The organism is Serratia sp. K1WW1 (genome assembly GCF_055790865.1).
The window spans coordinates 5640978-5667272 of the sequence record NZ_CM147697.1 but is presented as its reverse complement, the minus strand read 5'-3'; the positions used below and the strand labels follow the sequence as shown (position 1 = coordinate 5667272).

General features: G+C 54.8%; 19 protein-coding genes. 13 read left to right on the top strand and 6 right to left on the bottom strand.

The window, feature by feature from the left end:
- Positions 1 to 39: 39 nt before the first annotated feature.
- The 3 genes from iolD to iolE all read left to right on the top strand — a co-directional run bounded on the left by iolD (position 40) and on the right by iolE (position 4065).
- Positions 40 to 1980, top strand: coding sequence for a 3D-(3,5/4)-trihydroxycyclohexane-1,2-dione acylhydrolase (decyclizing) (gene iolD / locus ACX9GU_RS25760; RefSeq protein WP_473193312.1), 1941 nt, complete (start codon positions 40 to 42; stop codon positions 1978 to 1980).
- A 113-nt stretch (positions 1981 to 2093) separates the two neighbouring features.
- Complete coding sequence (iolG, locus tag ACX9GU_RS25755; RefSeq protein ID WP_473193311.1) at positions 2094 to 3107, top strand: bifunctional inositol 2-dehydrogenase/D-chiro-inositol 1-dehydrogenase; 1014 nt, start codon at positions 2094 to 2096, stop codon at positions 3105 to 3107.
- 61 nt (positions 3108 to 3168) lie between these two features.
- Positions 3169 to 4065, top strand: a complete 897-nt coding sequence (iolE, locus tag ACX9GU_RS25750) for a myo-inosose-2 dehydratase (RefSeq protein WP_473193310.1) — start codon at positions 3169 to 3171, stop codon at positions 4063 to 4065.
- 73 nt (positions 4066 to 4138) lie between these two features.
- Here the strand turns inward: iolE and ACX9GU_RS25745 are convergent, their stop codons facing one another.
- Entirely contained in the window at positions 4139 to 4636 is a 498-nt protein-coding gene (locus ACX9GU_RS25745; RefSeq protein WP_473193309.1) for a GNAT family N-acetyltransferase, read from the bottom strand.
- A gap of 387 nt (positions 4637 to 5023) precedes the next feature.
- Here ACX9GU_RS25745 and ACX9GU_RS25740 point away from each other — a divergent pair, with 387 nt between their 5' ends.
- Positions 5024 to 5719: a pirin family protein gene (locus ACX9GU_RS25740; protein WP_021807425.1), complete on the top strand. Its 696-nt coding sequence runs from the start codon at positions 5024 to 5026 to the stop codon at positions 5717 to 5719.
- Between the two features lie 135 nt (positions 5720 to 5854).
- Positions 5855 to 6850: a gluconate operon transcriptional repressor GntR gene (gene gntR, locus ACX9GU_RS25735; protein ID WP_024482777.1), complete on the top strand. Its 996-nt coding sequence runs from the start codon at positions 5855 to 5857 to the stop codon at positions 6848 to 6850.
- A 36-nt stretch (positions 6851 to 6886) separates the two neighbouring features.
- Here the strand turns inward: gntR and ACX9GU_RS25730 are convergent, their stop codons facing one another.
- The gene (locus ACX9GU_RS25730) at positions 6887 to 7393 is read right to left on the bottom strand and encodes a gluconokinase (protein ID WP_473193308.1); all 507 of its coding nucleotides are present in this window, start codon (positions 7391 to 7393) and stop codon (positions 6887 to 6889) included.
- A gap of 305 nt (positions 7394 to 7698) precedes the next feature.
- Between ACX9GU_RS25730 and gntT the strand changes: the two genes are divergently transcribed.
- Positions 7699 to 9015 carry a gluconate transporter gene (gntT, locus tag ACX9GU_RS25725; RefSeq protein ID WP_121608398.1) on the top strand — a complete coding sequence of 439 codons (1317 nt, stop codon included), beginning with the start codon at positions 7699 to 7701 and terminating at the stop codon, positions 9013 to 9015.
- A gap of 43 nt (positions 9016 to 9058) precedes the next feature.
- On the opposite strand, the gene ACX9GU_RS25720 is transcribed toward gntT, so the two are convergent.
- On the bottom strand, positions 9059 to 9652 hold the full coding sequence (locus ACX9GU_RS25720; protein ID WP_021181749.1) for a YhgN family NAAT transporter: 594 nt from the start codon (positions 9650 to 9652) through the stop codon (positions 9059 to 9061).
- 202 nt (positions 9653 to 9854) lie between these two features.
- Between ACX9GU_RS25720 and asd the strand changes: the two genes are divergently transcribed.
- Positions 9855 to 10961: an aspartate-semialdehyde dehydrogenase gene (asd, locus tag ACX9GU_RS25715; protein ID WP_065683993.1), complete on the top strand. Its 1107-nt coding sequence runs from the start codon at positions 9855 to 9857 to the stop codon at positions 10959 to 10961.
- 205 nt (positions 10962 to 11166) lie between these two features.
- Here asd and ACX9GU_RS25710 read toward each other — a convergent pair whose 3' ends face one another.
- A complete protein-coding gene (locus ACX9GU_RS25710) occupies positions 11167 to 11652 on the bottom strand; it encodes a GlcG/HbpS family heme-binding protein (protein ID WP_473193307.1) in 486 nt (161 codons plus the stop codon).
- 626 nt (positions 11653 to 12278) lie between these two features.
- Here ACX9GU_RS25710 and glgB point away from each other — a divergent pair.
- The 6 genes from glgB (at position 12279) to ACX9GU_RS25680 (ending at position 23091) form a co-directional block, all read left to right on the top strand.
- Positions 12279 to 14462 (top strand): 1,4-alpha-glucan branching protein GlgB, encoded by a 2184-nt coding sequence (gene glgB, locus ACX9GU_RS25705; RefSeq protein WP_473193306.1) that lies wholly within the window; start codon positions 12279 to 12281, stop codon positions 14460 to 14462.
- Positions 14462 to 16447, top strand: a complete 1986-nt coding sequence (glgX, locus tag ACX9GU_RS25700; protein WP_473193305.1) for a glycogen debranching protein GlgX — start codon at positions 14462 to 14464, stop codon at positions 16445 to 16447. Before glgB ends, glgX begins: the two co-directional genes overlap by 1 nt.
- 12 nt (positions 16448 to 16459) lie before the next feature.
- Positions 16460 to 17737, top strand: coding sequence for a glucose-1-phosphate adenylyltransferase (glgC, locus tag ACX9GU_RS25695; protein WP_473193304.1), 1278 nt, complete (start codon positions 16460 to 16462; stop codon positions 17735 to 17737).
- Between the two features lie 82 nt (positions 17738 to 17819).
- Positions 17820 to 19253 (top strand): glycogen synthase GlgA, encoded by a 1434-nt coding sequence (gene glgA / locus ACX9GU_RS25690; RefSeq protein ID WP_473193303.1) that lies wholly within the window; start codon positions 17820 to 17822, stop codon positions 19251 to 19253.
- Positions 19254 to 19277: 24 nt separating this feature from the next.
- Positions 19278 to 21725, top strand: coding sequence for a glycogen phosphorylase (gene glgP / locus ACX9GU_RS25685; protein WP_473193302.1), 2448 nt, complete (start codon positions 19278 to 19280; stop codon positions 21723 to 21725).
- A gap of 230 nt (positions 21726 to 21955) precedes the next feature.
- Positions 21956 to 23091, top strand: a protein-coding gene (locus tag ACX9GU_RS25680) for an IS3 family transposase (RefSeq protein WP_473192739.1) whose coding sequence is annotated in 2 segments (ribosomal slippage) — positions 21956 to 22217 and positions 22217 to 23091 — 1137 coding nt in all. Because the reading frame shifts where the segments join, the coding sequence is not laid out codon by codon here.
- A gap of 387 nt (positions 23092 to 23478) precedes the next feature.
- On the opposite strand, the gene glpD is transcribed toward ACX9GU_RS25680, so the two are convergent.
- Entirely contained in the window at positions 23479 to 24987 is a 1509-nt protein-coding gene (glpD, locus tag ACX9GU_RS25675; protein WP_473193301.1) for a glycerol-3-phosphate dehydrogenase, read from the bottom strand.
- Positions 24988 to 25527: 540 nt separating this feature from the next.
- Positions 25528 to 26286, bottom strand: a complete 759-nt coding sequence (locus ACX9GU_RS25670) for a DeoR/GlpR family transcriptional regulator (RefSeq protein ID WP_021181740.1) — start codon at positions 26284 to 26286, stop codon at positions 25528 to 25530.
- Between the last annotated feature and the right edge of the window lie 9 nt (positions 26287 to 26295).

Here is a 26295-nt window from a genome sequence, read left to right as displayed (position 1 = left end):
AGCAGGCTAGGGATAACGCCAAATGAAAGGGTGAGTAAAATGGGTAAGAACAAGTTGACCATGGCACAGGCGTTGGTCAGATTTCTCGACAACCAGTACCTGCTGGTAGATGGTGTCGAAACCAAATTCGTAAAGGGTATCTTCGCCATTTTCGGCCACGGTAACGTACTCGGCCTGGGGCAGGCTCTGGAGCAAGACTGTGGCGATCTGCTGGTGCATCAGGGGCGCAACGAACAGGGAATGGCGCATGCCGCTACCGGGTTTGCCAAGCAGAAGCTGCGCCAGCAGATCTACGCCTGCACTTCTTCCATCGGCCCCGGCGCAGCCAATATGATTACCGCTGCAGCCACTGCCACGGCTAACCGCATTCCTTTACTGCTGCTACCGGGCGATGTGTACGCCTCTCGCCAGCCCGATCCGGTATTGCAACAGATCGAACAATCCTACGATTTAAGCCTCAGCACCAACGACGCATTTCGCGCTGTCAGTAAATATTGGGATCGCATTGTGCGCCCGGAACAACTGATGAGCGCCTGCATCAATGCCATGCGCGTGCTGACCGATCCGGCAGAAACCGGAGCCGTCACGCTTTGCCTCCCGCAGGACGTTCAGGGCGAAGCCTACGATTACCCAGACTATTTCTTCCACAAACGGCTGCATCGCCTTGAGCGCCGTCCGGCCAGCCAAGAATCGCTGGCCGATGCCTTGGCGTTACTGGTGAACAAACGCAAGCCGTTGATAATCTGCGGTGGCGGGGTGAAATATTCGCAAGCTGGGCAGGCATTGCAGCAGTTTGCTGAACGCTTCCATATTCCGTTTGCCGAAACTCAGGCTGGTAAAGGTACGGTCCTTTCCGCTCATCCTTATAACGTGGGTGGCATCGGTGAAACCGGCTGTCTGGCGGCCAACACGCTGGCGAAGCAGGCAGACCTGGTGATCGGCATCGGCACCCGTTACAGCGATTTCACCACCTCATCCAAATGGCTATTCCAAAATTCGGATGTGGCCTTCCTTAACATCAACGTCAGCGCGTTTGATGCCGACAAGCTGGACGGTCTGCAAGTCTTGGCGGATGCCCGTATGGCGTTGGCCTCGCTCAGCCCATTGTTGGCTCAGGCGGATTATCGTGCCGATTGGCAAGACACTATCAGCAAGGCACTTGGCGAACAGCAGAAAGAGACCGAGCGTGTCTATCAAGTGACCTATACCGGCGAAGGCTTTGTGCCGGAAATCGACGACAGCCTCGATCGTGAACGGGTGTTTGCCGAGTTTATCGAAAAAACCGACTCGGTATTAACCCAAAGCCGAGTGCTGGGGGTGCTGAATGAGCATTTACCGCAGGACAGCGTCATCGTTGCCGCCGCTGGCAGCCTGCCGGGCGATCTGCAGCGTGTCTGGCAAAACCGGGGTGAGCACGGCTATCACGTGGAATACGGCTACTCCTGTATGGGCTATGAGGTTAACGCCGCGTTAGGCGTCAAGCTTGCGGAGCCGCAGCGCGAAGTTTACGCCATGGTGGGGGATGGGGCGTTCATGATGCTGCATTCTGAGCTGGTCACCTCGATCCAGGAAGGCTGCAAAATCAACGTGGTGCTGTTCGACAACATGACCAACGGCTGCATCAACAACCTGCAGATAGAACACGGCATGGGGAGCTACACCACCGAGTTCCGCTTCCGTAACCCGCAAGGCGGCAAACTGGATGGCAAGCTCGTTCCTGTCAACTTTGCCATGTTGGCGGCGGCCTATGGTTGCAAAACCTACAGCATAACCACCGAACAACAGCTGATCGAAGCGCTGGCAGATGCCCGCAAGCAACAGGTTTCTACCCTGCTGGATATCAAAGTGCTGCCAAAAACCATGGTGCACAACTATCTCAGTTGGTGGCGCGTGGGCGGGGCGCAGGTGGCCGAAAGTGAAAAAATTATCGCCGTCGCCCGCCAGCTGCAAGAGAACATCGATAAAGCCCGCGACTACTGATAACGCAATGCCTTGGCAATCGTAGGTGCGGTGGAGCATGCCGCGCCGACATAAATAATCAGCTCGACTTCAGACCTTGCGTCTGCCGTTTACAGTCCACGAGGATAACGAAAATGACATTGAACATTGGGGTTATTGGTACCGGCGCTATCGGTAGGGATCATATCCGCCGTTGCAGCCAGGTGTTGCAGGGCAGCCGCGTGGTTGCGGTGAATGACATTAACCGAGACAGTGCGGCCAAGGTGGTCAGCGAACTGAAACTGGACGCCAAGGTTTATGACAATGCTCACGATCTGATCAATTCCACAGACGTACAGGCGGTGCTGGTCACGTCATGGGGGCCGAGCCATGAAGAGTTTGTGCTGGCCGCCATTGCTGCGGGCAAACCGGTGTTTTGCGAGAAACCGCTGGCGGTCACGGCACAAGGCTGCAAGAACATCGTGGATGCTGAAGCCAAGCATGGCAAACGCCTGGTACAGGTCGGCTTTATGCGCCCTTACGATCAGGGCTACCGGGCGCTGAAACAGGTGCTGACCAGCGGCCAGATCGGCGAGCCGCTGATGCTGCATTGTGCCCACCGCAACCCAAGGGTCGGTGAAGCCTACACCACGGATATGGCCATTACCGATACGCTCATTCACGAGTTAGACGTGCTGCGTTGGCTGCTGGACGATGATTACGTCTCGGTGCAGGTAGTGTTCCCACGCAAGAGCAGCAAAGCCCTGCCGCATTTGAAAGATCCGCAAATTGTGCTGATTGAAACGGCCAAGGGCACCCGTATTGACGTCGAAATCTTTGTTAACTGCCAATACGGCTACGACATTCAGTGTGAGGTGGTGGGGGAAACCGGCATCGCCAAGCTACCAGAACCTTCCGCAGTGCAAATGCGCAGCGGTGCCAAACTGTCCACTGAGATCCTAGTCGACTGGAAAGACCGCTTCATTGGTGCCTATGACGTTGAGCTGCAAGCCTTTATCAATGACGTCCATGCCGGCAAGCTCACCGGGCCTTCTGCTTGGGATGGCTTTGCGGCTGCGGTGGCGGCAGATGCCTGTATCGCCGCGCAGAACAGCGGTGAAGTGGTGCCAGTGACCTTGCCCGCTCGCCCTGGCTTCTATGGTAAATAACTTTCTTGGCCAAGCCGGTGGGAAAGATAGCCGGTAAGTGCCTACATGACTGAGGCTGAAAATGAACAAAGACCACGTAAAGCTGGCAATCGCCCCGATTGGTTGGACGAATGACGATATGCCTGAATTAGGGGACGAGAACACGTTCCAGCAGTGCGTCAGCGAAATGGCGCTGGCCGGGTTCACCGGCAGCGAAGTGGGCAGTAAATACCCGCGCGATCCCAAGGTGCTGAAGCCGATGCTGGATATCCGCGGGATCCAGATCTGTAATGCCTGGTTCAGCACGTTTTTTGCCGATGGGCTGAAGGAAAAGACCATCGATGAGTTTATTAACCACATGAATTTCCTGCATGCGATGGGGGCCAAAGTGATTGGCTGCTCCGAGCAGAGCAAGAGCATTCAGGGCACCACCAAGGCGGTATTTGAAGAGAAGCCCTATTTTAGCGATGAAGAGTGGCAACGGGTGGCGCAGGGGTATAACGAGCTGGCGAAAATTGCCGCCGGAAAGGGGATGCAGGTCTGTCTGCACCATCATATGGGCACAGGTATCCAGACTGCCGAAGAGATAGACCGCTATATGAGCATGGTGAACGACGATGTTTACCTGCTGTTTGATACCGGGCATGCCTATTACTCCGAAGGCAGCCAACAGGCAATGTTGGCGATCCTGGAGAAATACCTGCCGCGCATCAACCATGTGCACTTGAAAGACGTGCGTGACGAGGTGGTGGCAGAGGTTAAGGCCAAGCGCCTGAGCTTCCTGGACGGGGTGAAAAAAGGCACCTTCACCGTGCCGGGGGATGGCGTGATCGATTTCCGGCCGGTATTCAAGCTGCTGGATGAGCGTGGCTATAAGGGATGGATGGTGGTGGAGGCCGAGCAGGATCCGGCGCTGGCCAATCCTTTTGAATACGCGGTGAAAGCACGCCGCTATATTCGCGAAACGGCCGGGCTTTAGGTCAGTTATTGGTTTTGCTGTGTCTAACAGGAGGGGCGTTCATATGAGCGCCCCTCCGACATCGCCGTTCTGATTACGCGGTTTTAAACCGAGCCATATGATAGGCATCCACCAACTCGCCATCGCGCATGGCAAAGCGGCGGCTGGTGCCTTCAATCTCAAAACCGAACTTACGATACAGCGCAATGGCACCCTGATTGTCGGTGTACACCGTGAGCTCTATGCGCTCAATACCGGCCCAGTTGTCGCAGATATCGATCATCGCCTTCATCAGCGCGCTGCCAACGCCTTTGCCGTGGTAACCGGCATCCACGCTGATGCCAATAGTGGCCACATGGCGGCGGCGTACCCGCTGGTTGAGTTCCACAAACAGCTGCCCCACCACGCGATCGTCAATGCAGGCCACCATGTTGTAGGTTCCGGGTTGCACGTTAGCAATACGTTGCTGCCACATGGCTTTTGACGGTAGCGGTAGTTGTAGCGTGTCACGGTAAACGGTCGGGTGGGAATATAGCTGGTGCAGGGCTTCAGCATCGTTACTTTCCACGTGACGAACTACAATCTCGCTCATTCTTTCCTCTCTTTGGCGTTTACCGTTTGAATAACCTCCCAAATTATCCGTTTACTCCCCTGAGTCAATATAATTTCCCATTGGTCAAAAAAACGCTTTACAGGTGCGAATGATAATGATTATTATTGTCATGCGTTCAGAGAGAGTATCAATCTTTGATACTGTTTGCTGAAGGCACGACATTGCTCACATTGCTTCCAGTGTTTACTTAGCCAGCTCGGGTGCTGGCTTTTTTTTTGCCCAAATTCAGCGGCTAAACCATCCCACAAATCCTTTGCTACGTGCTGCCAAACTCCACCTAATTTTTTGAACAGAGGGGTGAGATTTTTGCGCTTTCATATTCCTCCGTCAGGTCTAGACTGTAGAAAACGTTGAGGAGAGTTGAATATGATTTATTTACGTAAGGCACAAGATCGCGGTCATGCCAATCATGGTTGGCTCGACAGCTGGCACACTTTCTCATTTGCTGACTATTACGATCCCGACTTTATGGGGTTCTCGGCGCTGCGGGTGATCAACGAAGACGTGATTGATGCAGGCCAGGGGTTCGGTACTCATCCCCATAAAGACATGGAAATCCTGACCTACGTGCTGAGCGGCACGGTGGAGCATCAGGACAGCATGGGCAACAAAGAACAGATCAATGCCGGTGAGTTCCAGATCATGAGTGCAGGGACCGGTGTGCGTCACTCCGAGTACAATGCCAATAGCGATCGGCCATTGCATCTCTACCAGATCTGGATTATTCCGGATCAGGTTGGGCTGGAGCCACGTTATGAGCAACGGATGTTTGATGCGCCTCAGGGCCGCCAGTTGGTGCTGTCGCCAGACGCCCGTGAAGGTTCGCTGAAGGTATTCCAGGATATGACGTTGTCTCGCTGGGCGCTGAAGAAAGACGAGCAGTCGGTTTATCCAATTCAGGCAGAACGCCGCGTTTGGATCCAGGTGGTGCATGGCAATGTCTCTATCAATGGCCACAAAGCGGGTATTAGCGATGCTTTTGCCATCTGGGATGAGACTGCACTGTCTATCCATGCTGATGAAGACAGCGAGATTTTACTGTTCGATCTGCCACCGGTGTGATGACAGAGCAATGGCGAGGGCTTGGTGCAATGCCGGGCCCTTTTTTGTGTCTGCTGGCCGGATAACCAACAATATCGGAAAGGCGTTTTATTTGCTAAAATGGCCGCCCATTCACGGTTAGCCAGTTCAGTGATAATGAAGAAAAAACGGCCGGTGCTTCAAGATGTTGCAGATCAGGTTGGCGTCACCAAAATGACGGTGAGCCGCTATTTGCGCAATCCCGATCAGGTTTCTGCCGCTTTACAGCAAAAAATTGCGGTAGCGCTGGACGAACTTGGCTACATTCCCAATCGTGCCCCGGATATCCTTTCCAATGCGACCAGCCGGGCGATCGGCGTGTTGCTGCCGTCGCTGACCAACCAGGTATTTGCCGAAGTTTTGCGGGGTATCGAAAGCGTTACCGATGCACACAACTATCAAACCATGCTGGCGCACTACGGCTATCTGCCGGAGCGTGAGGAAGAGCGCCTGACGTCGCTGTTTTCTTATAACATCGATGGGTTGATCCTGTCCGAACGCCACCATACCGCACGTACCCTGAAGATGATTGAAGTTGCAGGCATCCCGGTGGTGGAGCTGATGGACTGTGTCTCACCCTGTATCGATCTGGCGGTCGGGTTCAACAACTTTGAAGCGGCCCGCCAAATGACCCAGCAGATCATCGCTCGCGGCCATCGCCATGTGGTGTACTTTGGCGCGCGTCAGGATGAACGTACCATTATCAAACAGCAGGGCTACGAACAGGCCATGCGTGAGTCTGGTCTTGAAGCCTACAGCATCATGACCGCACGTTCTTCTTCCTATTCGGCCGGTGGTGAGATGTTGCGCGAGGCGCAGCGCGATTATCCGCAGGTTGACAGTATCTTTTGTACCAACGATGACCTGGCGATCGGTGCGGCATTCGAGTGCCAGCGCCAGGGGTTATCTATCCCGCAGGATATGGCGATTGCCGGTTTCCACGGCCACGATATCGGCCAGGTGATGGTGCCAAAACTGGCGAGTGTGCTAACGCCGCGTGAGCATATGGGGCAGATCGCTGCTGAGCGCCTGTTGGCACGGCTGCGTGGAGAAGTTGTTTCCCCACGTATGGTGGACGTGGGCTTCACCGTGGCACCCGGTGGCAGCATCTGAACCTGGGCGCAACAGCCAGCGCCCAGCACGGCTAACTTATTGCTTTAGCGCTGCAACACAGCGGCCAACTACGCCTTCAACGTCGGTATCGATATCCACGCAAATCACATCTTTTTCGTCGGCCCCTGGCTCTTCTAATGCCTCAAACTGACTTTTTAGCAGCTCGGTGGGCATAAAATGCCCGGAGCGGGCTTGCAGACGGGCCAGGATCGTCTCGAAGCTGCCTTTCAGATAGATAAACACCATATTGTCATTGTCTTGGCGTAGCAGATCGCGGTAGCGGCGCTTGAGCGCCGAGCAGACGATGATCCCGCTCTCGTTCTTGTGATTAAGGCTGTACGCCGCGTCGTTGAGGCGTTGCAGCCAGGGCGCGCGGTCCTCGTCATTCAGCGGCTGGCCGCTGGCCATCTTCTGGATATTGGCGCGTGGATGCAGATCGTCGCCATCGATAAATTTTGCCTTGATTTCCCGTGCTACCGCCGCGCCAATCGTGGATTTGCCGCTGCCGGAGACGCCCATCAGGATGATGCTTTTTCCCGCCATAAGTTTGATCTCTATCTCAGAATGCGAATTTTGCTGGGTTACCTGGTTCCGGATCTTATCATGTTACCGGTATCATGATACGGGTAACAAATGGAGATGTGATTGTCATCACACAGCATAGAACAGGGAACATGCCCGGCGTTTTCATGTCGCCACGTGGCGGGCTGCAATCTGCATCCATTAGCTATACCACTGTACTCAGCTGCCTACTTAGACCACCAGGATAGGGTCGTACAATAAAACAAAGCACCTTCTTTCGCTGCCGTTACGCATAGGCCAAGTGATAAAAGGGTTGGAGAAAAATTATGCCACTAGTGATTGTTGCCATCGGCGTAGCCATGCTACTGCTGCTGATGATCCGCTTTAAGCTGAACGGCTTTATCTCGTTGATTCTGGTCGCTTTGGCGGTCGGTATCATGCAGGGAATGCCGGTAGACAAAGTAATTGGTTCCATCAAGGCTGGCGTGGGCGGAACGCTGGGCGGTCTCGCGCTGATCATGGGCTTTGGTGCCATGCTCGGTAAGCTGCTGGCGGACTGTGGTGGTGCGCAGCGGATTGCTACCACGCTGATCGACAAGTTCGGTAAACAGCATATCCAATGGGCCATCGTGCTGACCGGTTTTACCGTCGGTTTTGCTCTGTTCTACGAAGTGGGCTTCGTGCTGTTGCTGCCTTTGGTGTTTACCATTGCTGCCTCTGCACGTATCCCGCTGCTGTATGTCGGCGTGCCGATGGCTGCGGCGCTGTCCGTTACCCACGGTTTCCTGCCGCCACACCCAGGCCCAACGGCGATCGCTACCATTTTCCATGCGGACATGGGTAAAACCCTGCTGTACGGTACCTTGCTGGCGATCCCGACCGTGATCCTGGCAGGCCCGGTGTATGCCCGCTTCCTGAAAGGTATCGATAAGCCGGTTCCGGTCGGTTTATACAACCCAAAAACCTTTACCGAAGAAGAGATGCCAGGGTTTGGCGTCAGCGTAGCGACTGCACTGGTGCCGGTGATCCTGATGGCGTTGCGTGCCGTGGCGGAAATGGTGTTGCCAAAAGGCCACCCGATCTTGGCTTACGCCGAGTTCTTTGGTGACCCGGTAATGGCAACGCTGATCGCGGTGCTGATCGCCATCTTTACCTTCGGCCTGAACCGTGGCCGCACCATGGACGAAGTGATGGGCACCGTCAGCGACTCCATCAAAATCATCGCCATGATGCTGTTAATCATCGGCGGCGGCGGGGCGTTCAAACAGGTGCTGGTGGACAGCGGCATTGAGCAATACATCGCTGGCATCATGCATGGCAGCGACGTGTCACCGATCCTGATGGCCTGGTCGATTGCCGCAGTGCTGCGTATCGCACTGGGTTCCGCGACCGTAGCGGCAATCACCGCCGGGGGCATTGTGGCTCCGCTGATTGCTACCACCGGGGCTAGCCCGGAGCTGATGGTTATCGCCGTTGGTTCGGGCAGCGTGATTTTCTCTCACGTTAACGATCCAGGCTTCTGGCTGTTCAAGGAGTATTTCAACCTGACCATTATGGAAACCATCAGGTCCTGGTCCGTGTTGGAAACCATCATTTCAGTCTGCGGCCTGATTGGCTGCCTGCTGTTGGCGATGGTGGTTTAAGTATTAACGGTGGGGCGCAGCAATCTCTGCTGCGCCCTGACTGCTAAAGGTTCAGATAGGCCCGAACGCCGTCCAGGAACATCTGGGTGGACAGCATCACCAGAATCAACCCCATCAGTCGTTCCAGTGCACTCACCCCTTTGCTACCCAGTAACCGCAGGAACACGTTCGACATCAGCAGGATCGCCGCCGACAATCCCCAGGCAATCAGCAAGGCCACTACCAGATGCGAAATCTGGTTGGGGTACTGGTGTGAAAGTAACATCAAGGTTGCCAGAATCGACGGCCCGGCCACTAACGGAATAGCGAGCGGCACCAGGAAAGGCTCCTCTCCGGCGGAAAGATCGCTACCGCTGCCCTCCTGAGAAGGGAAAATCATCTTGATGGCGATCAGGAACAGGATAATCCCGCCGGAGATCGACACGGTTTCGGTGCGCAGGTTAAGGAACGCCAAAATATGCTCGCCCGCGAACAGGAAGATCAGCATCAATACCAAGGCTATCAGCAACTCGCGGATCACCACCGCCCGGCGACGGCGCGGTTCCAGGTGTTTCAGCACCGACATGAAAATCGGCAGGTTACCCAGCGGATCCATAATTAAAAACAGCAACACCGTTGCCGCAATCATTTCTGTCATCTAAGGCCTCAAAATCAGAAAAAACGACGGGTATAAGCGGCGTTACTGAGAATTGCCTGCTCATTGAATAAATTCACTTTGCGCTCGCGCCGACTTTTTGTAAGGTGGGTAGATATTGCACACAACATATAACTTAACTCTATCTCATATCCTTCCTGAAAGGGTATAGAGCATAGTCATCCTCCAAGGCAGGACAGTAAATATGAAAAACGTTGGTTTCATTGGTTGGCGTGGTATGGTCGGTTCGGTTCTCATGCAGCGCATGACTGAAGAGCGCGATTTTGACGCCATTCGCCCGGTATTCTTCTCCACTTCGCAGCTCGGTGCTGCCGCCCCGGCTTTCGGTGGCCAGCAGCAAGGCACGCTGCAAGATGCGTATGATGTCGAAGCATTAAGCGCTCTCGATATTATTATTACCTGCCAGGGCGGCGATTACACCAATGAAATCTATCCAAAGCTGCGGGCTACCGGCTGGCAGGGCTATTGGATCGATGCGGCCTCTTCTCTGCGTATGAAAGACGATGCGATTATCATCCTCGACCCGGTCAACCATGCGGTGATCCAGGAAGGGCTGAACAAAGGCATCAAGACCTTTGTTGGCGGTAACTGCACCGTCAGCCTGATGCTGATGTCGCTGGGCGGCCTGTTTGCTAATGACTTGGTGGAGTGGGCCTCTGTTGCCACCTATCAGGCTGCCTCTGGCGGCGGTGCGCGCCATATGCGTGAGCTGTTGACCCAGATGGGCATGCTGCATGCGGATGTAGCGAAGGAGTTGCAGGACCCGGCCTCGGCGATCCTGGACATCGAACGTAAAGTCACGGAGGCTACCCGTTCCGGTAAGCTGCCAACCGATAACTTCGGCGTTCCTCTGGCGGGCAGCCTGATCCCTTGGATCGACAAGCAACTGGATAACGGCCAAAGCCGTGAAGAGTGGAAAGGCCAGGCGGAAACCAACAAGATCCTCAGCACCTCAAGCATTATCCCGGTTGATGGTTTGTGTGTGCGCGTCGGTGCGCTGCGCTGCCACAGCCAGGCATTTACTCTGAAGCTGAAGAAAGACATCCCGCTGCCGGAAATCGAGCAACTGTTGGCCACGCACAATGACTGGGTACGGGTGATCCCGAACGACCGCGAACTGACCATGCGTGAGCTGACGCCCGCTGCCGTAACCGGTACTTTGAACACGCCAGTTGGCCGTCTACGCAAGCTGAATATGGGGCCGGAATACCTCTCCGCCTTCACCGTTGGCGATCAGCTGTTGTGGGGCGCGGCCGAACCGCTGCGTCGCATGCTGCGTATCCTGCTGTAGAATATTTAGTTGCGTTGCATGAAGGATCACTAAGCTGCAAAAATCCCGATAGCCCGCATAACAGCGGGCTTTTTTAGGTGGATAGCATTACTAAAACGCATATTTAGGTTATCCCAAAGACCGTACTTTGGGGACAGGTCGATTGGCGGCAACGTAAAGCGGGGGCCATGTTGGCGGTATTTCATTGAAACCGCGGCCCATCGTGTTATTTCGTCAGCACCTTTTCTAATGCGGTAAGCGCGCATTGCTGATCAAGGTGTCCACCCGGTGCGCCACCTACACCAATAGCGCCAACGACTTCTTCACCGCTTTTCACCGGTACGCCACCGGCCAGCAATAAAAATCCAGGGATATCACGCAGATTTTCTGCCCCGGCGTTGGTCTGGGCATTTTTCATCACATTTTCGGTAGGGTTTTTGGTGGTCAGCGCGGTAAATGCTTTCATCCGGCTGGCTTCCACCGTATGAGGACCCGCGTTATCCATCTTCTTGATAACCAGAGGAATGCCGGCGCGGTCTACCACGGTAACGGCAACATTGTAGTTATTGGCGCTACAGGCCTGGATGGCACTTTGCGCCAACTTATCAGCCAATTCGAGGGAGAGATTCTTTTCGGTCAGAATGCCACTGGCTGCACTGGTGAATGACAGCATACTGCTAAATAAAATGGCGCATGAGATTATACGTTTCATCTTGGCTTGCTCCTGAATAGACCTTTGGTGTAACAAAGAGAATAGAGGGTGTCATTGAAGCAATCTATTGTCTTGATTACCTACTTGGCTAGGTGTTTTTACTGAGTAGGGGGATATGCAGCCCTGTGAAAGAGCTGGAGCGTTGTTTGATCTGACGTTCGGTGAGCCCCAACACTGCACGTAACTGCTATAACCTTGAACTTCCTCAAGGCTGATCTCTTTCAGCCCTCCAATGCACTGTTTTCCACATTTCTGGTCTCAATTGCTGTAGCAGTAAAGGCGATGTAGGCAAGGTGACGCCACGCCTGTCATCTATCAGACGCAGCCAGCGAAGGTTGCCCGCTCCGCCGGTTTTCCGGCTAAAAATTTTCCTTGGTAATGTCACCGTGTTTTTAGCAGACATGGCTATGCTTATTAGGTGGATGAAAAGTTTTCCATCAATGGTGAAAATTCGCCTAAAAATTAAGCATAAAGAGCGAAACTGCGAGCATGAAGGCGATCGATTAATCAATAACCGACTGAAATCACGCTTTAGGTAGCAAATGAATTGCATGATAGGTGCAACGGCTGCTTTTTGTTCAGCGTAGCCTTTTAAAAGTCATGCTCTTAATCAAAGGAAGAATGCTATGCCTGTACTTCCCGAACGTGACGTGATCAATCAGCTCATCTCCGGTCACTATGCCGATCCCTTTTCCTTGCTCGGCATGCATGTAACCGAACACGGACTACAGATTTGTGCGCTGTTGCCGGATGCGGGCACCGTGTGGCTGGTAGAGAGTAAAACCGGTAACCGTCTGGTTCAGCTCAATTGCGATGACGCTCGTGGTTTTTTCAGCGCTCTCGTACCGCGTCGTAAAACCCTTTTCCGCTATCAGCTTGAAGTCAGCTGGCGCGACCATCAACAACTTCTCGAAGACCCTTACCGTTTTGGCACCCTGCTGCAGGATATTGACAGCTGGCTGCTGGCCGAGGGCACCCATCTGCGGCCTTATGAGCGGCTGGGGGCGCATCCTGGCTCGTTGGATAATGTGGATGGGGTCAGCTTTGCCGTTTGGGCACCGAATGCCCAGCGCGTGTCGGTAGTGGGGGAGTTCAACTTTTGGGATGGACGGCGTCATCCCATGCGCCTGCGTAGAGAGAACGGGATTTGGGAGCTGTTTTTACCGGGCGTAAAGGCCGGGCAGCTGTATAAATACGAGATTATCGATTGTTACGGCAACGTGCAGCTGAAAGCCGATCCTTATGCTTTCGAAGCGCAGATGCGGCCGGAAACGGCCTCGTTGATCACACCGTTGCCTGCGGTGGTGGAAAACACGCCGGAAAGGCAGCGGGCCAATGACTTTGACCGTCCGATTTCCATCTACGAAGTGCACCTGGGCTCCTGGCGTCGCCATACCGACAATAATTTCTGGCTCAGCTATCAAGAACTGGCCGAGCAACTGATCCCCTACGTTAAATATATGGGTTTCACCCATATTGAACTGTTGCCGATCAACGAGCATCCGTTCGACGGCAGCTGGGGCTATCAGCCGTTGGGAATGTATGCGCCAACTCGTCGTTTTGGCACACCAGCGGAGTTCAAGGCTTTTGTCGCCGCGGCTCATGATGCCGGGATCAACGTGATCCTGGATTGGGTACCGGGGCATTTCCCCAGCGATGCCCATGGCCTGGCCAACTTCGACGGTACCGCGCTGTATGAATATGCCGATCCTCGTGAAGGATTCCATCAGGACTGGAACACGCTGATCTACAACTATGGCCGCCACGAGGTGCGTAACTACCTGGCGGGTAATGCGTTTTACTGGCTGGAGCGCTTTGGCATCGACGCCCTGCGCGTCGATGCGGTGGCGTCGATGATTTACCGTGATTACAGCCGTGCCGACGGTGAGTGGGTGCCGAACTACTATGGCGGCAATGAGAACCTGGAAGCGATCTCCTTCCTGCGTTACACCAACCAGACTCTGGGCAAAGAGCGGCCAGGGGCGGTGACGCTGGCGGAAGAATCTACCGATTATCCGGGCGTTACTCTACCGCCGGATGCCAACGGCTTAGGCTTCCACTACAAGTGGGATCTCGGCTGGATGCACGACACGCTGGATTATATGAAGTGCGATCCGGTGCACCGTAAATACCATCACAACCTGATGACCTTCGGCATGCTCTACGCCTATACCGAAAACTTCGTGCTGCCGATCTCGCACGACGAAGTGGTGCATGGCAAAGGCTCCGTGCTGGATCGGATGCCGGGGGATGCCTGGCAGAAATTCGCCAACCTGCGGGCCTACTACGGCTTTATGTGGGCGCATCCGGGCAAAAAACTGCTGTTTATGGGCAGCGAATTTGCTCAAGGGCGTGAGTGGAATTTTGATAACAGCCTGGACTGGCATCTGCTGGATGGATTGGACGGTTGGCACCACGGCGTGCAACGGTTGGTACGCGATCTCAACCACTGCTACCAGGAGAATGCGCCGCTGTATGAGCGCGATTATCGTCCAGACGGCTTTGAATGGTTGGTGGTCGACGATCACGACAACTCGGTATTTGCCTTTGCACGCTACGACTCGCAGGGCAATGAACTGATAGCAATCAGCAACTTTACCCCGGTGCCGCGCCCCCATTACCGTATCGGTATTGGGCGCGCTGGCGAATATCAGGAAATCCTCAATACCGATTCACACCATTATCACGGCAGCAACGCGGGTAATCAGGGGCGGGTGATTTCGCAGCCCGTTGGCAGCCACGGTCGTGAACATTCGATCAGCGTGATGGTGCCACCGCTGGCCACGGTTTATCTACGGCGGGAGGTTTGATGGCAGAGCTGACGCCGGGTCTTGCCGCGCCTTTAGGGGCTTATTACGACGGTAATGGCATCAACTTTACCCTGTTTTCTGCGCACGCCACGCAGGTTGAGCTATGCCTGTTCGATGCGCAATATCGTGAAACACGCCTGCCGTTGCCTGCCCGCAGCGGTGATATCTGGCATGGATATCTGCCAGGGGGCGAGTTGGGGCAACGTTATGGTTTTCGGGTGCATGGCCCATTTGAGCCGCATCTTGGGTTGCGTTTTAACGCCAACAAGCTGTTGCTCGATCCGGCGGCGCGGGCAGTCGAAGGGCCGGTTGCCGACCATGTGCATTTGCATGGGGGGTACGATCAACCGGACCAGCAAGACAGCGCCCCGTTGATGCCCAAATGCGTAGTGATCGACGAAAGCTACGATTGGCAAGACGATCGCCCGCCAGCCACCCCTTGGGGCAAAACGGTGATCTACGAAGCCCACGTCCGGGGGCTGACGTTAACGCACCCGGAGATCCCGGCCGTATTGCGTGGCAGCTTTGCCGCTCTTGGCCACCCGGCGATGATTGCCTACTTCAAGCGGTTGGGGATCACGGCGCTTGAGCTTTTGCCGGTGCAACAGCACACCACGGAGCCGCGTTTGCAGCGCCTGGGGCTGATCAATTACTGGGGATACAACGTGCTGGCTCCTTTCGCGCCAGACAACCGTTACAGCAGTTTGAGCACCGGGACCACGCCGCTACGTGAGTTCCGCGATGCGGTGAAAGCGCTGCACCGGGCGGGGATCGAAGTGATTCTGGACGTGGTGTTCAACCATAGCGCAGAGCTGGATGTGGATGGGCCAACGCTGTCGCTGCGCGGTATCGATAACCCCAGCTACTACTGGCTAACCCCTGACGGTGGCTACGATAACCTCACCGGCTGTGGCAATACGCTGCGGTTGGATCAGCCAGCGGGTGTGGCGTGGGTGATGGATTGCCTGCGCTTTTGGGTTCGGGAGTGCCATGTCGACGGTTTCCGCTTTGATCTTGGCACCGTGTTAGGCCGTACACCGGCGTTTGACCGCGATGCACCGCTGTTTCAGGCGATGCTGGCGGACGATACGCTGGGGCGCTGCAAACTGATCGCCGAGCCTTGGGACATTGGCCCGGGGGGCTATCAGGTTGGCGCGTTTCCAGGCCGTTTTGCTGAGTGGAATGACCATTTCCGTGACGATATCCGCCGTTTCTGGCTGCGGGGCGATCTGTCACTGGGTCAGTTTGCCCAGCGTTTTGCTGCCTCCAGCGAGGTATTCAACCAACGTGGGCGCGCGCCTTATGTCAGCATCAATATGCTGACGGCCCACGACGGCTTTACCTTGCAGGACGTAGTGAGTTTCAAGGAGAAGCATAACCAGCCTAACGGAGAGGGAAACCGTGATGGCAGCGACCAAAACTTTAGCTGTAACCACGGGGTTGAAGGCCTGATTGCCGACGAAACCGTTTTGCAACGCCGCCAGGCCAGCCAGCGAGCACTTCTTGCCACGCTGCTTCTGGCACAGGGGACACCGATGCTGCTGGCCGGTGATGAGCACGGAAATAGCCAGCAAGGCAACAACAATGCTTACTGTCAGGATAACGCAACCACCTGGCTCGACTGGGCCAATGCGGATGAGTCACTGACCGCATACACCGCCGCGCTGATCCGCTTGCGCCAGCAAATTCCTGCTTTGCAGGCAGACTGCTGGTGGCAGGAGGGAGACGGCAGCGTGCAGTGGTTAAACGCGCAGGGGCAGCCGCCCAGTGCGCAACAGTGGGAACAGGGCGATCGCTGCTTGCAGATCCGCCTGTCGCAACGCTGGCTGATGGTGATCAACGCCACCCAGCAGACCGTTGAGATGACGTTACCCGAGGGTGATTGGCAGGTTGTCGCCCCCTTCACTCAGGAAGATTCGCGGGCGGTTCTACCCGCCTGGTGCCAGGTTGCGCATTCGCTTTGCGTGCTGGAAGAGAAAAATTAAAAGGAGTCAGTTATGGTTAAGCACGAAAATAAAGACCCTCTGATGTTGGCGCGCCAACTGCCGAATAAATCCGTTGCCCTGATATTGGCAGGCGGCCGTGGCTCGCGTTTGAAAGATTTAACCTCTACCCGCGCCAAGCCAGCCGTTCACTTCGGTGGCAAGTACCGCATCATCGATTTTGCCATGTCCAACTGCCTGAACTCAGGGATCCGCCGTATGGGGGTGATCACTCAGTATCATTCCCATACGTTGGTGCAGCATATTCAGCGGGGCTGGTCGTTCCTCAATGAAGAGATGAATGAGTTTGTCGATCTGCTGCCTGCCCAGCAGCGCCTCAGCACCGAACATTGGTACAAAGGCACCGCGGATGCGGTTTACCAGAACCTCGACATCATTCGCCGCTATGAAGCGGAATATGTGGTGATCCTGGCGGGCGACCATATTTATAAAATGGACTACTCGCGCATGCTGATCGACCACGTCGAGAAGGGGTCGCAGTGTACGGTGGCCTGTATTCCGGTACCGCGCAAGGAAGCCAGCGAGTTTGGCGTGATGAAGGTGGACGATAACGACCTGATCCTCGAATTCCTGGAGAAGCCAGCCAATCCGCCGGCCATGCCTGGCAACCCTGAGATGTCACTGGCCAGCATGGGCATCTATATTTTCAACGCCAGCTACCTCTTCCAACTGCTGGAAGAGGATATGTCGACCCCTGACTCCACCCACGATTTCGGTAAGGATCTGATCCCTAAAATTACCGCGCAGGGTGCTGCCTGGGCGCATCCGTTTACTCTTTCCTGTGTGGGATGTGGTCCCGATCTGCCGCCGTATTGGCGTGATGTCGGGACCTTGGAAGCCTACTGGCGCGCCAACCTCGATCTGGCTTCGGTAACGCCTGAGCTGGATATGTACGACCGTTCCTGGCCGATCCGCACCTACATGGAGCCACTGCCACCGGCCAAATTTGTGCAAGACCGTTCCGGCAGCCATGGCATGACCATGAACTCGCTGGTGGCCGGTGGGTGCATTGTCTCCGGTTCGGTGGTGGTGCATTCAGTGCTGTTCTCGAGGGTGCGGGTGAACTCCTTCTGCACTATCGACTCTTCTGTATTACTGCCCGATGTTAACGTTGGCCGCTCCTGCCGCCTGCGCCGCTGCATTATCGATCGCGCCTGCCATATTCCCGAAGGCATGGTGATTGGTGAAAACGCCGAGGAAGACAGCAAGCGTTTTTACCGCTCGGAAGAGGGCATCGTGCTGGTAACGCGCGAAATGTTGGCAAAACTGTAACCATTCCGGCCGGGACCTTGGGCGTGGCAAGCCGCGCCCCTTATCTCCGTAAAGACGTATTTACCGAATTTCAGGAGTGATAATGCAGGTTTTACACGTATGTTCCGAGATGTTCCCACTGCTTAAAACCGGCGGGCTTGCAGACGTGGTTGGCGCATTACCGACGGCGCAGATTGCCGCAGGAGCTGATGTTCGGGTGCTATTACCGGCTTTTCCTGACGTGCGCAACGGTATCCCGGACACGGTACTGGTTGCCGAAATCGACTCTTTTGCCGGGCGCGTAGGCCTGCGTTATGGCACCTACCATGGCGTGGGCGTTTACCTGATCGATGCCCCCTGGCTGTATGACCGGCCGGGCAGCCCGTACCACGATCAGTCGATGTACGCCTACCCGGACAACCACCGCCGTTTTGCATTGCTGGGCTGGATGGCCTGCGAGCTGGCGAAGGGGCTGGATCATTACTGGCGGCCAAAACTGGTCCATGCTCATGACTGGCATGCTGGCTTGGCCTGCGCTTATCTGGCGGCGAATGGCCACCCGGCACGCTCGATCTTTACCGTACACAATCTGGCCTATCAGGGGCTATTCTCCGCCCACCATATGGCGGAGCTGTGGTTGCCATCGTCATTCTTGAATATCTATGGCCTGGAGTTTTATGGCCAGATGTCTTTCCTGAAGGCAGGCCTGTACTACGCCGACCATATCACCGCCGTCAGCCCGACCTATGCGCGTGAAATCACCCAGCCGGAGTTTGGTTACGGCATGGAAGGGTTGCTTCAGGAGCGGCAACGGCAGGGGAGATTGAGCGGTATTCTCAACGGTGTTGATGACAAGATTTGGGACCCGTCACACGATGCGCGCCTGGCGGCACGCTATGACGCCAACAGCTTGAAAAACAAGGCCAAGAACAAGGTTCATCTGCAAAAAGCCATGGGGCTACAGGTGGATGAATCGTTGCCACTGTTTGCGGTGGTCAGCCGTTTGACCAACCAGAAAGGGTTGGATCTGGTGCTGGAAGCCTTGCCAGCGTTGCTGGATCAAGGGGGGCAGTTGGTGCTGCTGGGGGCGGGGGACGCGGTATTGCAGCAGGCGTTCTTGGCTGCGGCGGCCGATTATCCGGAACAGGTCGGCGTGCAGATTGGCTACCACGATGCCTTCTCCCACCGCATTATCGGCGGAGCGGACGTGATCCTGGTGCCCAGCCGCTTTGAGCCTTGCGGGTTAACACAGCTTTATGGCCTGAAATATGGCACGTTGCCGCTGGTGCGCCGCACTGGTGGGTTGGCAGATACGGTGGTGGACTGTGCGCTGGAGAACCTGGCCGACGGCACTGCCAGCGGGTTTGTGTTTGATGATTGTGATGCTGTTGCCCTGGGCAATGCCATTCGGCGTGCTCTGGTGCTGTGGAGCAGGCCGAGACATTGGCATCACGTACAACGCCACGCCATGAGTCTGGATTTTGGCTGGCAAGTCGCGGCAAAGGAATATCTGTCGCTTTATCAACGCTTGTTGTAATCACGTACTTGGGATTGAATTACTATGACTTCACCGTTTAGTTACACCTCACCCACGGTCAGTGTTGAAGCGCTGAAACATTCCATCGCCTATAAACTGATGTTTATTGTCGGTAAGGATCCGGCTATCGCCACCCAGCACGACTGGCTTAATGCCGTGTTGTTTGCGGTGCGCGACAGGATGGTGGAACGTTGGTTGCGATCCAATCGCGCCCAGCTTTCGCAAGATGTCCGGCAGGTGTATTACCTGTCGATGGAGTTTCTGCTTGGCCGTACGCTGTCGAATGCGCTGTTATCGATGGGGATTTACCAGGATATTGAAGACGCACTCGATGAGATGGGCCTGAACCTGAGTGAACTGCTTGAGGAAGAGAACGATCCTGGCCTGGGCAATGGCGGCTTGGGCCGGTTGGCTGCTTGCTTCCTGGATTCGTTGGCCACGCTGGCGCTGCCTGGCCGGGGTTACGGTATCCGCTATGAATATGGCATGTTCAAGCAGAACATCGTCGATGGCCAACAGATGGAGTCGCCGGATTATTGGCTGGAATACGGCAACCCGTGGGAATTCCCGCGCCACAATACCCGCTATAAAGTGCGTTTTGGTGGCCGCGTTCAGCAGGAAGGGGCGAAGGCCCGCTGGGTGGAAACCGAAGAGATTATCGCCATCGCCTACGATCAGGTGATCCCGGGCTTTGATACCGATGCCACTAACACGCTGCGTTTGTGGAGCGCTCAGGCCAGTAATGAAATCAACCTGGGTAAGTTCAACCAGGGGGATTATTTTGCCGCCGTGGAAGATAAAAACCACTCCGAGAACGTCTCGCGGGTGCTTTATCCCGATGACTCCACCTATTCCGGGCGTGAACTGCGCCTGCGGCAGGAGTATTTCCTGGTTTCAGCCACTACCCAGGACATCCTCAACCGCCATTGGACGATGCACAAAACCTTCGACAATCTGGCCGACAAGATTGCCATCCACCTCAACGATACCCACCCGGTGTTGTCGATCCCTGAACTGATGCACCTGCTGATTGATGAGCACAAATTCAGCTGGCTGGATGCCTGGGAAGTGGTGGAAAAGGTATTCTCCTATACCAACCACACCTTGATGAGCGAAGCGCTGGAAACCTGGCCGGTCGATATGCTTGGCAAGATCCTGCCGCGCCACCTGCAGCTGATCTTCGAAATCAACGATCATTTCCTCAAGCAGGTACAGCAAGTGGTGCCGGGGGATGATCAATTACTGGCACGGGTCTCCATCATTGATGAAACCAACGGGCGCAGGGTACGGATGGCGTGGTTGGCCGTGGTCGCCAGCCATAAGGTGAATGGCGTCTCGGCACTGCACTCCGAACTGATGGTACAGTCCCTGTTTGCCGATTTTGCTCGCGTATTCCCCAATCGCTTCTGCAATAAAACCAACGGGGTAACGCCGCGCCGCTGGCTGGGGTTGGCTAACCGGCCGCTGTCCAAAGTGCTGGATGACAGTATTGGCCATAACTGGCGTACCGATCTCAGCCAGCTTGGCGAAATCAAAGCGAATGCGGATTACCCGAGCTTCTTGCAGGCCGTACAGGCTGCCAAACGGCAGAATAAAGCGCGGTTGGCGGCGTATATCGCGAAAAAACTCAACGTGGTGGTGAACCCCGACGCATTGTTCGACGTACAGATCAAACGGATCCACGAATATAAGCGGCAATTGCTGAACGTATTACATGTGATCACGCGTTATAACCGTCTGCTGCAGGATCCCGATGCCAAACGCGTACCGCGCGTGGTGATCTTTGCGGGTAAAGCGGCTTCTGCCTACTATGCCGCCAAACAGATCATCCGTTTGATCAACGACGTGGCTAAGGTGATCAACAACGATCCGCGAGTGCATGATGACCTGAAGGTGGTATTTATCCCTAACTACGGGGTGAGCCTGGCCCAGATGATCATTCCGGCGGCCGATCTCTCCGAGCAGATCTCGCTGGCGGGGACCGAGGCTTCGGGCACCAGTAATATGAAGTTTGCTCTCAACGGTGCCTTGACCATAGGCACGCTGGACGGGGCCAACGTCGAAATGCTGGAACACGTGGGTGAAGAGAATATCTTTATCTTTGGCAATACTGCCGATCAGGTGGAAGCGCTGCGCCGCGATGGGTATAACCCACGTCAGTATTACGAGCAGGATGAAGAGTTGCATCTGGCTTTGACGCAGATTGCTACCGGTGCGTTCAGCCCCGAGGAGCCCAAGCGTTACAGCAGCCTGTTCGATTCACTGGTCAATCTTGGCGACCACTATCAGCTGTTGGCCGATTATCGCAGCTATGTGGATACGCAGGATAAGGTGGATGAGGTGTATCTCAATCAGGACGACTGGACCAAGCGCGCGATACTCAATATCGCCAACATGGGCTACTTCTCTTCCGACCGGACGATCCAGGAGTACGCGGATGAGATTTGGCATATCAAGCCGATAAAGCTGTAATCACTTGAGGTGGGTGAGGAGGCATCCCCTCACCCTAACCCTCTCCCACAGGGAGAGGGGACCGATCGAGTTCGCTTGTTTTTCTTTGTAATACAATGAATTAATTAATCTTTTCACCCCTAGCCTCCCGAGGTTGCACTAGCTAACTGATGTGGCTTAATGATCTTGGACACCGAATAAGGGTGATATGGTCACTCCAATAAACTTCCCTGATACAAAAGAGGTGTCCAATGAAAGGCAGACGTACTTTTTCTCCAGAATTCAAATGTGAGGCTGCAAGCCTTGTTCTCGACAGGGGGTACTCAATTGTACAAGCCTGTGAGGCAATGGGAGTGGGCAGTACGGCTATGCAGCGCTGGGTACACCAGCTCGCCAGTGAACGAGGTGGAGTAACACCAACTACCGGAAAAGCCCTGACTTCTGAGCAAAAACGCATTCAGGAACTTGAAGCTCAAATCCGTAGGATTGAACGCGAGAAAAATATCTTAAAGGAGGCTACCGCTCTCTTAATGTCGGAATCGTTCACTCGCTTGAAATGATTAAGATATTGAGCGAGCGTTATCCTGTTGTTGAACTGTGTGTTCTCTTTGGTGTTGCACGTAGCCGCTATTACTACCGACGGCTTCCAGAGAAGACGGTGAGAAAAGTTCAACGAGAGCGCGTGTGTGCGCTTCATAAAGAAAGTCGTGGCTCTGCAGGAGCTCGGACATTGTCAGCGTCACTCACTGCTGAAGGTCATGTGGTAGGCCGGTATAAAGCTCGTCGGTTGATGAAAGAAGCCGGGCTGAGAAGTACACAACAACGCAAACACAGTTACCGGTTAGCGACAGATGAAGCGAGGTATGCCCCCAATCACCTGACGCGCGCCTTCAATGTTGAACGACCGAATACAGTCTGGTGTGGGGATGTGACTTATATCTGGGCGGGTCGATGCTGGCTTTACCTGGCGGTGGTGTTGGATCTCTATGCCAGAAAGGTAGTGGGTTGGTCTTTATCGTTATCACCGGATAGCGTACTGACTGGGGATGCGCTACGTATAGCTTATGAATCAAGAGGATGTCCTACGGGAGTGATGTTCCACTCAGACCAGGGCAGCCATTACAGTAGTCGAGCGTACAGGCACAAGTTAGAGCAATATCAGATAAAACAAAGCATGAGTCGGCGTGGTAACTGTTGGGATAACGCGCCAATGGAGCGGTTCTTCAGAAGCCTGAAGTCAGAATGGATCCCGGAGTATGGTTACGAGACAGTGGCCGAAGCCAAAGCAGATGTCCTGAGCTACATAACGCATTACTACAACCATCGAAGAGCACATAGCTTTAATGATGGCCAGACGCCGCATGCCAAAGAGAGGCATGCGGCGTAAAAAAACCTTAATCGGTGTTCGATATTACTAGACCACATCAAACCAAGTACTCCGGTCTGCTCCCTCTCCCTGTGGCTCTCTGGGGGACCGATCGAGAGTGTCTGAAAATCCGGTGACGCACCTTGGCTATGGGGACGATCGGGTTTGCTAAGGTGACCTCTTTACTGCCAAAAGAGCAGGGGCTAACAGCACCCTCTCCCTGTGGATAAGGGGACGATCGGGTTTGCTAAGATGAGCTCTTTACTGCCAAAAGAGCAGGGGCTAACAGCTCCCTCTCTCTGTGGATAAGGGGACGATCGGGTTTGCTAAGATGATCTCTTTACTGCCAAAAGAGCAGGGGCTAACAGCTCCCTCTCCCTGTGGGAGAGGGTTGGGGTGAGGGGCAAATCAAGACGCTAACGACAGCGCCTTTGGTTTGGCATTTTCTGCCAGCCAGGTTTTCACCCGAGCCTGCTGTTCTTCGCTGAGCCACATCCCCAGTTTGGTACGGCGCCACAGGGCATCATCCAGCTCGACAACCCACTCTTTCTCCACCAGATAACGCAGTTCAGCCTCGTACAGGTCATGGCCGAAATCTTCACCCAAATCGCTCAGGCTATTGGCATTGGCCAGGATAATTTCGCTGTGGCTGCCATAGGTGCGAGCGTAACGGCGAGCCAGAGACTCTGTCATCCAGCCGTGCTGACGGCGGAGTTTAGCGGCATAGCTATCGCGATCGCCGTCAATATCGCCCCCTGGCAGGGAACCGTTTTTGGTCCACGCCGGGCCACAGCCAGGATAGTAGTGAGCCAACTTCTCCATCGCATGCTCAGCCAGCTTGCGGTAGGTGGTGAGTTTGCCACCAAACACGGAAAGCAGTGGGGCTTTGCCCTGCTCGTCATGCACATCCAGCGTATAGTCGCGAGTGACGGCCTGCGGTGAATCAGATTCATCATCACACAGTGGGCGTACGCCAGAGTAGGTCCAGACGATATCGTCACGGCCCAGCTGTTTTTTGAAGTGATCGTTATACACCTTCAACAGATAGTTGATTTCGTTATCGTCGATCTTCACGTCTTTCGGATCGCCTTGGTATTCCACGTCGGTGGTGCCGATGATGGAGAACTCGTCCAGCCACGGAATGACAAACACGATACGGTGGTCTTCGTTCTGCAAGATATAAGACTGTGGCTGGTTATGTGCCCGAGGTACCACGATATGGCTGCCTTTGATCAGGCGGATACCGTAAGGAGACTTGAGCTTCAGGCCATCGTCGAAGAAATGTTTTACCCATGGGCCGGTGGCGTTTACCAGGCCTTTGGCGCGCCAGGTAAAGGTTTTGCCGCTGTCGACGTCGATGGCTTCCACCATCCACAGGCCATTTTCGCGCCAGGCGCGGGTCACTTTGGTGCGGGTGCGAACTTCGCCACCGCGTTCGGCCACGGCTTGGGCGTTCAGCACGACCAGGCGCGCATCGTCTACCCAACAATCAGAATATTCGAAACCGCGCTTTAAGTCCGGCTTCAGGACGGACTCTGGTCCAAAGCGCAAACCCTTACTGCCTGGCAGGCTGGTGCGTTTGCCCAAATGATCGTACAGGAACAGGCCGATGCGGATCATCCAGGCCGGGCGCAGATGGGGCTGGTGCGGCAGGCGGAAACGCATTGGGAAGGCGATGTGCGGTGCCAGTTTCAGCAGCACTTCACGTTCGGCCAGCGCTTCGCTGACCAGACGAAACTCGTAGTGTTCCAGGTAGCGCAGGCCACCGTGGATCAGTTTTGAACTGGCGGAAGACGTAGCACAGGCCAAGTCTTGCGCTTCCAGTAGCAGCACGGACAGCCCACGCCCGGCTGCATCGGCTGCGATGCCGGCTCCGTTGATGCCGCCACCGATAACGATCAAGTCTTTGGTTTCCACGTTAACTTCCTCCTGGTGTTCGTAATAGCTCTTTTATGTTCGTTTTCGCTCATTATTGTAATCGGAAACCAACAAGCAAGCCAAGAGTTAACCAAACAAAAACATTCTTGCGTGATAGAGGTAACAGTTTGGTGATAGTAGGTATACAAATTGAAGGGGTATTGGAGGCGTTTACTATAGGAAAGAGGACCCCTCACCCCAACCCTCTCCCACAGGGAGAGGGAGCTGTACGGAGCATATGGTTAGTCCGTGCTTTGGCAAGTAGGGAGTAAGAACAAGAAAGGCAAGATATTACGAAAAGTCACACAAACTCGAACAGGAAAGAGGATCCCTCACCCCAACCCTCACAGGGAGAGGGAGCTGTACGGAGCATATAGTTAGTCCGTGCTTTGGCAAGTAGGGAGTAAGAACAAGAAAGGCAAGATATTACGCAAAGTCACACAAACTCGATCGCTCCTTCATCCAAGGTGCGTCACCGAATTTGCAAACTCTCTCGATCGGTCCCCTCTCCCTGTGGGAGAGGGTTAGGGTGAGGGGCGATCAGCAGAGTTCCAGCTGTACGTCGTATTGTTCGATAATCTTCATCACGCTGGGTGGTGGAGCCTGATCGGTAAACAGATAGTCGATCAGGTTCATGTTCCCCAGGTTCACCATCGCGTTACGGCCAAACTTGGAGTGGTCGGTAACCAACATTACGCAGCGGGAGTTTTCGATAATCGCGCGTTTGGTTCGCACTTCGTGATAGTCGAATTCGAGCAACGAGCCATCCATATCGATGCCGCTGATGCCGAGAATGCCGAAATCAAGGCGGAACTGGGAGATAAAGTCCAGCGTGGCTTCGCCCATGATGCCGCCATCACGGGTACGGACCTCACCACCGGCCAGGATCAGGCGGAAATCCTCCTTGGCGGTGAGCAGGGTGGCCACGTTCAGATTGTTGGTGACGACCCGCAGATTTTTATGGCCCATCAAGGCGTGGGCTACCGCTTCCGGCGTGGTGCCAATATCGATAAACAGTGTGGCACCGTCCGGTATCTGGCTGGCTACGCGCTGGGCGATGCGGGCTTTCTCTTCCGACCACATCACCTTGCGATCGTGATAAGCGGTGTTCACCGAACTGGAAGGTAACGCAGCGCCACCGTGATGACGCTGTATTTTGTTCTGATCGGCCAGGTCATTCAAATCACGGCGAATGGTTTGCGGGCTGACGGCAAAATGCTCCACCAGCTCTTCCGTACTGACATATCCCTGCAGGCGCACTAATTCGATAATTGCGTCATGACGCTGTGTTTGCTTCACGATATTCCC